At 41.8% G+C, this 8822-nt stretch carries 7 protein-coding genes and 1 pseudogene; 2 read left to right on the forward strand and 6 right to left on the reverse strand.

Annotation, left to right across the window (positions count from 1 at the left end; genetic code table 11):
* Positions 1-223: 223 nt before the first annotated feature.
* The 4 genes and pseudogenes from RM347_RS31940 to RM347_RS31955 all read right to left on the reverse strand — a co-directional run.
* A pseudogene (locus RM347_RS31940) lies at positions 224-463 on the reverse strand (ATP-binding protein); the annotation flags it as partial.
* Positions 464-473: 10 nt separating this feature from the next.
* The gene (locus RM347_RS31945) at positions 474-1091 is read right to left on the reverse strand and encodes a Uma2 family endonuclease (RefSeq protein ID WP_322720524.1); all 618 of its coding nucleotides are present in this window, start codon (positions 1089-1091) and stop codon (positions 474-476) included.
* A 57-nt stretch (positions 1092-1148) separates the two neighbouring features.
* The gene (locus tag RM347_RS31950; RefSeq protein WP_322720523.1) at positions 1149-2906 is read right to left on the reverse strand and encodes a DnaJ domain-containing protein; all 1758 of its coding nucleotides are present in this window, start codon (positions 2904-2906) and stop codon (positions 1149-1151) included.
* Positions 2890-3696 carry a PspA/IM30 family protein gene (locus RM347_RS31955; RefSeq protein ID WP_322720522.1) on the reverse strand — a complete coding sequence of 269 codons (807 nt, stop codon included), beginning with the start codon at positions 3694-3696 and terminating at the stop codon, positions 2890-2892. Before RM347_RS31955 ends, RM347_RS31950 begins: the two co-directional genes overlap by 17 nt.
* 481 nt (positions 3697-4177) lie before the next feature.
* On the opposite strand from RM347_RS31955, the gene RM347_RS31960 reads away from it, so the two are divergent.
* On the forward strand, positions 4178-5863 hold the full coding sequence (locus tag RM347_RS31960) for a SulP family inorganic anion transporter (protein ID WP_322720542.1): 1686 nt from the start codon (positions 4178-4180) through the stop codon (positions 5861-5863).
* A gap of 62 nt (positions 5864-5925) precedes the next feature.
* On the opposite strand, the gene RM347_RS31965 is transcribed toward RM347_RS31960, so the two are convergent.
* Positions 5926-6564, reverse strand: coding sequence for a pentapeptide repeat-containing protein (locus tag RM347_RS31965; RefSeq protein ID WP_322720521.1), 639 nt, complete (start codon positions 6562-6564; stop codon positions 5926-5928).
* A gap of 327 nt (positions 6565-6891) precedes the next feature.
* Positions 6892-7563 carry a cadmium resistance transporter gene (locus tag RM347_RS31970; protein WP_322720520.1) on the reverse strand — a complete coding sequence of 224 codons (672 nt, stop codon included), beginning with the start codon at positions 7561-7563 and terminating at the stop codon, positions 6892-6894.
* Positions 7564-8155: 592 nt separating this feature from the next.
* On the opposite strand from RM347_RS31970, the gene RM347_RS31975 reads away from it, so the two are divergent.
* A complete protein-coding gene (locus RM347_RS31975; RefSeq protein ID WP_322720519.1) occupies positions 8156-8623 on the forward strand; it encodes a Crp/Fnr family transcriptional regulator in 468 nt (155 codons plus the stop codon).
* Positions 8624-8822 lie beyond the last annotated feature (199 nt).

Consider the following 8822-nt stretch of genomic DNA (forward strand, 5'->3'; position numbering starts at 1 on the left):
TTGCAGTATATTTACTTGAGCAGGATTAGTTTTTGACACTAAAAAGTCAGATTATTCCCCTATAACCTAATAATAATTTATAACGCTTTGTCAAAATATGCAAGATGAGTCCGCGAAAAATTTAATATGTCAATACTTCTCAAGGGTTAAATATTTTACCCTACTGACAGATGACATGGGGCGTTTATGGGAGTAAAGCCAAAAATAGTAAAGCAAACAGAACGATCGTCAATCCCAATCCAAAACCGCCAGTGTTACAGGAGCGTAGGCGCAGCCCGCTGTAGGCATCGCTATTCACTCCGTAAAAGCTATCAAAAATCCGAGTCAGATCCTGTTGCGAAATACCAATACGCGTATCTTGAATCTGAATCATAGCATAATGGTTACTGCGGTCTAAGCAAACAGTCACCTTTCCTCTTTGTGGTGTGTATTGAATTGCATTGATAACTAAGTTAACAAACAAGCAATGTTCATTACTGTTCTCCCAAAGCAGCCTTAAAAACTTGTTCAGCAGTCAGATTTAAATCTCTTAAAGTTGGTGATTCAATTTGATCGTTACCACGAAACTGAGTTACTTGGTACTCGCCTTCCACTAATCTGTAAACTGATATTGTCGGTTGTTTAGGATTGCCAATAAACCGTTTTCCACCAAGAGCAGCATAGTCAACAATCCAATATTCTGAAATCCCAATTTCTTCATATTCACCGAATTTCAGAAAATAATCATCTCGCCAATTTGTACTTACAACTTCCACTACCAATCGGATTGATGCTGCTTGAGTAACTGTTGATGATTTTTTCCAAAGTGGTTCATTAACTAAATTAGGGAGATTCAATACCAGCACATCTAGAATATAACCAGATTTTTTATCAACAGATTTGACTAATGCTTGACCAGGAATCGAATAAGCTAGGTTAAACCTCCGAATCTCAAAATTGAGTTCTCTAATCAGAAATGCTCTGACCAACTCATGTTCTCCTGTTGGCTGCATTTCAACTATTACTCCTTTATGCAATTCATATCTGCCGTTCTCCGGCTTCCATTTGACAAATTCTTCAAAAGTTATCAACTCTGCTACATGTTGAAACATAACACTAATTCCTCAATTATTGTTCATATTTTGACTAGCATCGATAAACTGCTAACTTCATATTACCTGCTTCTGGAATTCTTTATAAGCTTGATTAATTGCTTGCATTGAGGCTTTTGCGATCGCAGAACTATTGACATCAGGATGATACAATCTTGCTAATCGACGGTAGGCAAATTTAACAACATTGGGGCGATCGCCCAGATTTACACCCAAGACTTCCCACCATTCCCCAGATAATCCAGAGTCGAGAGTAAATTGATCAAAGCCTTGCATTTGACTCCAAATCTTGATACTTCCGCCATTACCGCCACTTACCAGCGTCTTGCCATCAGGACTGAAAGCAACGGGGTTACATCCAGAAAGACTTTGTAGTAGTTCTCCAGTGTGGAGGTTCCAAAGTTTGATAATACCGTCTCTGCTGCTACTGGCGAAGATTTTTCCATTGGGACTGATGGCAACAGACAAAACCGCCGCTGAGTGTCCAGTCAAAGTGGAAAGTAGTTCTCCAGTTTGGAGATTCCACAGCTTAATTGTGGCGTCTGTGCTACCGCTAATAAGAGTTTGACTGTTAAGACTGATGGCAACTGTATTCACTGCACCCAAATGTTTAGTCAGAATGTAGCGCTGTTGCCAAGTTTTGATATCCCAAAGCCTAATAGTTTGATCCGCACTACCACTTGCAAGGATTTTACCATCAGGGCTGATGGTGACAGACAAAACTGCATCTGAGTGTCCATTTAAAGTGCGTTTTACTGTTCCCGTGTAGCGTCCCCAGATTCTAATAGTCTTATCGGCAGCACCACTAGCAAGAATTGCGCCATCAGGACTGTAGGCAATCGAGTTAACAAAACCATTATGACTATAGGCAGAACTTAAATAAAAGAATGTATGGAGAAATTTTTTTGTGTCCATCTGCCAACTGCTGATTTTGCGATCGACGCTACCACTTGCAATCTGCTGTCCATCAGGGCTGATAGCAACAGATAAAACTGCCTCAGCTTGTCCAGAGAACGTGTAAAGCCATTTTCCGGTTTTCAAGTTCCACAAATTAACTTGTCTGTCATCACTGCCACTAATCAAGGTAGTACCATCAGGACTGATTGCGATCGCATTAACTGCCGCTAAGTGACTTTTGAGTGTGCGTACACATCTCCAGGTTTCAGGTAGCTGGGTTGTCAGAGATATTCTTTCCGCTTCAATATTAGGAGTGGAAGGTTTAGGGGTAACAAATTTTGATTTTTTCTTAAATTCAGCCTTGAGTGCTTGTAACTCATCTTCGACTTCCAAAACAGCAAATTTTTGGTTGAGATCCTCACCAGATAAAAATGCTTCTAATTCCATCACTGCTTCGGAATAGTAGCCCATCTGCAAAACTTTCTCTTCCATCCGCTCAAAAAGCTGTGCTGGAGTTTCGCTAATTCCAGATTCGTCTAACAGTTTGGCAATACCATAGGCGGCGAGTCCCACTACTGCACCAATTCCTGCCATCGGTACTGCACCAATCCCAAATGCCAGCCCTACTTTCGGTGCGACTAAACCCATACCACCGACGACACTATAAACACCAGCACCGCCGACTGCACCAATTCCCATTGCACTAAAAGCAGCAGCATCTCCCTCTGCTATGGCTTTAAAAACGCCATAAGCAGCTGCACCAGCCACAGCACCAGCACCGACTACAGGAGTTGTACCAATGCCGACTGCACCAAATCCGCCAGCTAGCCCCATCCCGCCTACAGTTGCAGAAACACCAGCAGCTGTTATGGTTCCGCCTGCAATGAATGCTGCGCCTGTTTTAGAATTCTGTGTCATTGCCTAATGTTTTCTTGAAATTTTCTAGAGTCATCAGATTTTGTCTGAGTAAAGCTACTGTTGCTTGCTGCTGTTGAAGCTGAGTTAGAAGAATAAGCACAATTTTATTTTGTATTTTTTTATTCACTACAGCTTGAAGGGCTAAATCATCATCATTGTTTTTCAAAGCTGTCTGAACTTTTTCGTTCCAGTATTTAGTTTCTTTCTGGGCTTTTTCAAAATCTTTCTCAATACCTTCTTGATTAGCAACAGCGCTGTTGACAGCTTTTTTTGTCTCATGAATAGCCTCTGCTAAAAGCACTTTGCTGTCTTTTTTAGCTTGAGTTTGCTCTTGAGGTTTAGGTGATAGCATTAATGCTTTAAGTTGCTGTAATTCATCATCAATCGATACATCAACATCTTTGTATTCAAAGCTGATGAATTTTGGTGAAACCTCACTAATGTTAGACTCACTCCGTAATACTTCATTCTGTGCTTCTGAAACCTTTTTCTCCCAAGATTTCAAACTATTTTTAATTGCGTCTACTTGTGGTTGTTGCTCCTCTATCAGGGTTTTTAGTCTACTAGCGATTGCTTGATATCGTTCCTTTTGGAATTTTGTTTGACTAATTAAATCCTGATTACTTCCTTGCACAGCAAGTTGATATTCTTGTTCCCATTTATCAGCTTCGGCTTGAGCTTTTGCATAGTCTCGTTGAGCAATTTCTTGGGCTACTCTGGAGTGGCTTGCTCCTTCGCGTAACTTTCGTAGCGCATCCTGTGATGATTGATTTTGGTCGTAAAGTCCCATAAGTTTATCTGAGTAGCCTTATTACCCAGAGCGTAGACTAATTAATACTTTTGCGTCCTCGTAAAAATTACTTAAGCCTTGACTTTTGCTTTTAATACTACCTCAGCAAAGTCTCAGTACAATATTTAATTAATTCGTAGCGAAATAAATTAGGCAAAACTCTGCGTTACTTTGCGTTTACTTTGAGTCACTCTGCGTTTAAAAACATTAAGCTGTTAGGCAAAGTCTGTACTTAGATTCAAATCTACCATCTGTCGGCCTGCTAAAGAACTCTGTAGCGATCGCCATCTTTACATATACATACTATATCCATTATGTCAAGTAAGCCTAAGCTTTTATTAATCAGCAAATAGGCGAACTTGAACCAAAACCCATACGCAATCGCGGAATTTTCGACAATCCCTGATGAACTCTACAGAAAAGATGGAATAACATTTGTGTGTGCTTCAACAAATTGTCTATGAGAGTTGAAAATGACGATATGGCAATCTCTAATATCCTCAAAGAACCACAGCTTTTGCGTTTGGGCGGCTTGTTTGGTGGACTGCGTGGCGATTTGACGGGAGGACTAACAGCAGCAGTGGTAGCATTGCCTTTGGCTTTAGCCTTTGCGGTAGCCAGTGGTGTGGAACCAAAGGCGGGACTTTACACCGCGATTGTGGCGGGAATCGTCGCGGCAATTTTTGGTGGTTCGTCAGTACAGATTACAGGGCCAACAGGTGCAATGGCTGTGGTTTTGGTGGGAATTGTCGCCAAATACGGCCTTGAGAAAGTTTGGATTGCTGGGGTGATGGCTGGGATTATCCAAATTGCCTTGGGGGTTGCCAAACTTGGACAGTTAGTGAAGTTTATTCCCTATCCGGTGACGGCAGGTTTTACTAATGGTATTGCCGTGATTATTTTTTGTGGTCAGTTAAATAATTTCTTTGGTTTAAAATTACCACGTAGCGAACATTTTTTGCCCGGACTTTGGCAAAGTCTAACTCATGTAGAAGCTCTAAACTGGGCAGCGGTTGCCTTGGCAGTTGTGGTGATTGTAACTAATGTTTTATGGCCCAGGATTAATACGACAATACCAGGTTCTTTAGTGGGGCTGGTGTTAGCAACTGCGATCGCTTCTGCTTTCCATCTGAATGTACCAACAATTGGCACCATTCCTCAATCTTTACCGATGCCTCAAGGTATTCCCCACTGGAATGATTTTAGTGTGATTCGAGAACTAATTAATCCAGCTTTGGCTTTAGCTGCACTAGGGAGTATTGAATCGTTGCTATCGGCGGTGGTAGCTGATGGTATGACTGTCAGCGAAAAACATAATAGCGATCGCGAATTAATTGGTCAAGGCTTGGCTAATATGATTGTCCCATTTTTTGGGGGCATCCCCGCTACAGGTGCGATCGCTCGGACTGCTGTGAATGTCCGTTCTGGCGGGAAAACCCGACTATCTGGGGTAATTCACGGCGTTGCTTTAGCGATTATTGTTTTAACTTTAGCACCCCTAGCTGCACAGATTCCTTTAGCAGCACTTGCTGGCATTTTGATGGTGGTTAGCCTGCGGATGATTGAGTGGGAAGCCATTGGTTTATTGATGCGTGCTACCTACTCCGACTTTGCTGTAATGATTCTCACCTGGCTAGTGACAATCTTATTTGACTTAGTTCTCGCTGTCGAAGTGGGATTGATTGCAGCCGGAGCCTTGTTCATCAAACGGATGAGCGATTTAAGTCTTGTTAAAATACCTGAAACCGAAGTATTTCCCCCTGGTACTCCTCTGGAATTAGGTAAGGAAATTGCTGTTTATCGGGTAGATGGCCCCGTATTTTTTGGTGCTGCTGAACGGTTTGCTACCTTCCTCCGCGATGAACCAGAAGTAAAGTATTTAATTCTCCGGTTGCGGTTTGTACCAAATATGGACACAACTGGATTAGTAGCTTTAGAAGATATTTATCACGACTTGGAACGGCACAATTGCCGCTTAATTCTCACAGGTTTACAACCCGAAGTCCAACAACTACTAGAACGTACAGGATTGTTAAAAACAATTGGGTTATCAAATTGTTTTGAAACAACCACAGAGGCGATTTGCTCTATCTCTCCTCAAATTGCATGTTCTCAACCTGTAGCGGCTGATTTGAAAACAAAAGAATTGATGGAATTAAATGACTGAATCTAGAACTATTGTAGAGACATAGCAGTGCTACGTCTCTACATTCTTTTTCTACCAGATGTCTACTGAATAGCGAATCCTTCCGGTCTGATTGCATCTTCCAAATCAACACCCATCAGGTTAACCCCCTGCATGTTTGCATTGGTGAGATTTGTCTTTTCCAAGTCTGCGTTCTGTAGGTTAGCCGTTTGCAGGTTTGCTCCCAACAGGTTGGCTTTCTCTAAGTCTGCATCAAATAGGTTTGCTCCCAAAAGATTTGCTCCTAAAAGGTTTACCTTGCCTAAATCTGCTCCTTGAAAGTTAGCCCCTTGTAAGTTTGTTTGCTGTAAATTAGCCCTTTCTAAGTCTGCATTTTGTAAGTTAGCACCTTCCAAGTTTGCCGCTTGCAGGTTTGCGTCCTTTAACATTGCCCCAGTCAGGTTACACCCGACACATTCATTGGTTTGTAATAAATGTCTAACGTTTTCTGCTACAGACACTATTGGTAATGTAACCGGAGATATTACTGGTGCTGTTACAGGCTCCATTGGTGAATCAACCGGAGATATTACTGGAGCTAGTTCAGATTCGGTAGCTATGGATGGTGTAAGTGTTTGTGCTCTAGCGCTGGGCTGAACAAGCAGAGTAAATCCCGCTACAACTACTAGAAATACGGCAGTTACGAGCCACTGAGTTAATTTTGTTGAATTTGATTGATTCATTAGTTCCTTCCTATGATGATTCGCTGCGATGGGTTTGCTTTTATATAAACCATCAATAATGTGCTTTATTTTCAGTCTAGATATGTTGATTGATAACAGCAAATATTATTTTGATTCGAATTGATAAATTAAAGTGATTATATTTCGGATGAGAAACGATCGCTGATTTTTTTGCTTACATCAGGGACATCGCACCCATCAAGAATTTCGAGTTTGCAGATTCAGATGCGACGCCGAATAGCCCGCACTTCTCTACGAGACGATTGTAGACATCGCGTGGAGCGCCTACTGTAAGCGTAGTTTACCGCCGTAGGCATCGCCTCGTATCTAATGGGAAAGCATTGCCAAACTAGGTAAAAGTCGATATGTTTCACTTTTAATCAAGATAGAGAGTCCCAAGTAAATTAAGACAAAGGGGAAGATTTTTCGACCATAGCGAGTTAAAACGGGTGTCATGAGAGGATTACGAGTCAGGTTGTAAGAGAGTAAGCACCACGCGCCAACAGTGAAATAGCAAACACATAGAATCACACCCAAACTTGGAAGATTGCTACTGGCAAACAAGGGTACATAAATTCCAATGTTGTTTCCTCCATTGGCAATGGTCACTGCGGAAACGCGGTAGGTTTGAGGATCGCGGATGGTTGCTAATAGTGATTTATTCTGGCGTCCAGATTTGGTAGGAGTTAAGTCAACTGACACAGCTTGCACTGTCTCTTCTTGCTGTTCTCGACTTATGAAATTACTAATACCGATGGCAATGGGAAGCAAACCTAGCAAACCAATCCAGGTGCTTGGAATAATCAGACCGCCGAAGAAACCAGGGAGGCTAGCACATACTAAGGCTGTGAATCCCAGAAATTCACCGATAACAATATGTTTAGGACGAAAGCTGCGATTGACTTTTCCGAAGAAAGCTGTCAAATATAAATTGTCGTCAAAGGTGGTTGCAAAAGCGACAGAGATTCCAATAATTAATGTACTAATTAGCCAACTCATAATTGTTGCTCACGATAATTCAATGCTGTTTGTCTTAGTCCTTCTCTGCTTCTGGCAATGAGGGCAGTTCAGGAGATTTTGTGACTGTTTTACCTAACGACAACCGATCAAGGTTCGCTAGTCATCAGCCAGTTCCCCAGTTTTTAGAGGCGATGCCTACGGCAGTAAACTACGCCTCCAATCAAATTGGTGATTTTTTTTTCTCAGCAAGGTACCTTGGGAGCTCATGAACTCAATATTATGGCTTTCAACCAAATAAGAGCAAATACTCTTGTTTCTTAAAAGGATAAATAAAAGTGATTGATAACTTTACTATATGTTTTGGGCTTTCTACATAACAAAACCACTTCCTTCAAAACTGCATAAATAAAAAAGAGTAGCAGTTCGTCATGCCTAACACTGAGTTAGTATCTGAGAAGTTTAAGAGCGTAGTTTACCGCCGTAGGCATCGCTTTTATTGAAGAGACCCCTTGTCAGATGCTAAAGCCTGGGATATTCTTGGCGGCTAGCATTGAACATCGGTTAATATAACTAATCGCGCTCTGGCTTCAGTTGGGAGATATTCAGTAATGTTGAATTTTAAGTTGTAATTATGCTAACTAGTGTTGACCGTTTATTATTTGTCCGGCGAGTCCCGATTTTTAAGGAATTGCGGGATGATTTTATTGTGCGGCTCACTTCAGTGATGAACGAATTGTCATTTCCAGCTAATTACACCATCTTTCGACAGGGAGAAGAAGGGCGATCGCTTTATATTGTCGTGTCAGGTAGAGTTAAAGTTCACATTGGGAATAAACAACTTGCAGAGGTGGAACAGGGAAAATACTTTGGGGAAATGGCAGTATTTGATACTCAACCTCGTTCTGCCAGCGCAACGACTCTGGAACCTTGTGAATTTTTAGAACTGACGCAAGAGCAACTTTATGATGCGATCGAAGAAACTCCCGAAATTGCAGTGAATATCATTCGTGAGTTATCCCGTCTGATTCGCAGATTGAATGATGACATGAATGTAACGAATTCCCCACGGACAAATCTGGGGGCTTTTAGCAGAGAGTGAGAAATCGGGCATTGCACAACTGTGAGATAAATTGAGGTAAGGGACTTCCAGAAAATAAATTATCCAAATTTACTCAGATAAGATTTTTCTTTCTCCCCCTGCTCCCGTTCGGCTACGCTCACGGCAAGCCTGCTCCACGGCAGTTGCTCTACTTGGGGAAACCCCATCGCGCAGCGTCTCGTAGAGAAGACCGCACTGC

It is taken from the genome of Nostoc sp. ChiQUE02, from assembly GCF_034531305.2.
In the GTDB taxonomy this organism is placed as follows: domain Bacteria; phylum Cyanobacteriota; class Cyanobacteriia; order Cyanobacteriales; family Nostocaceae; genus Nostoc.

Coding starts and splice junctions, on each gene's coding strand:
- RM347_RS31945 (WP_322720524.1), bottom strand. CDS start 1,091: ATGTTTCAACATGTAGCAGAGTTGATAACTTTTGAAGAATTTGTCAAA.
- RM347_RS31950 (WP_322720523.1), bottom strand. CDS start 2,906: ATGACACAGAATTCTAAAACAGGCGCAGCATTCATTGCAGGCGGAACC.
- RM347_RS31955 (WP_322720522.1), bottom strand. CDS start 3,696: ATGGGACTTTACGACCAAAATCAATCATCACAGGATGCGCTACGAAAG.
- RM347_RS31960 (WP_322720542.1), top strand. CDS start 4,178: ATGGCAATCTCTAATATCCTCAAAGAACCACAGCTTTTGCGTTTGGGC.
- RM347_RS31965 (WP_322720521.1), bottom strand. CDS start 6,564: ATGAATCAATCAAATTCAACAAAATTAACTCAGTGGCTCGTAACTGCC.
- RM347_RS31970 (WP_322720520.1), bottom strand. CDS start 7,563: ATGAGTTGGCTAATTAGTACATTAATTATTGGAATCTCTGTCGCTTTT.
- RM347_RS31975 (WP_322720519.1), top strand. CDS start 8,156: ATGCTAACTAGTGTTGACCGTTTATTATTTGTCCGGCGAGTCCCGATT.